Annotated in this window: 1 protein-coding gene; it reads left to right on the top strand. The window is 71.5% G+C overall.

The window, feature by feature from the left end:
* Nucleotides 1-372: KR domain-containing protein (locus tag ADL01_RS24280; protein ID WP_159049614.1), on the top strand; the 372-nt coding region annotated here is incomplete at both ends.

The raw sequence follows: 372 nt of genomic DNA, 5'->3' as shown, positions 1-372 counted from the left end.
GGCGCGGAGCTGTCGGCGGTGGTGCATGTGGCGGGTGTCCTGGACGACGGTGTGGTCACCTCGCTCACGCCCGAGCGTTTGGCGACGGTGCTGCGTCCGAAGGTGGACGCGGCATTGAACCTGCATGAGCTGACCGTCGACCTGGACCTGTCCGCGTTCGTCCTGTTCTCCTCCGCCTCCGGCGTCTTCGGTGGCCCGGGTCAGGCGAACTACGCGGCGGCGAACGCCTACTTGGACGCCCTCGCCGTACACCGCCGTGCCCAGGGTCTCCCGGCGACCTCGCTGGCCTGGGGCCTGTGGGCCGCGCAGGACAGCGACATGACCGGCGCCCTCGCGGACACCGACCTCCAGCGCATGGCACGCGGCGGCGTC

It is taken from the genome of Streptomyces sp. NRRL WC-3618 (assembly GCF_001280005.1).
Taxonomy (GTDB): domain Bacteria; phylum Actinomycetota; class Actinomycetes; order Streptomycetales; family Streptomycetaceae; genus Streptomyces.
This window is presented reverse-complemented; position numbering and strand designations above follow the sequence as displayed.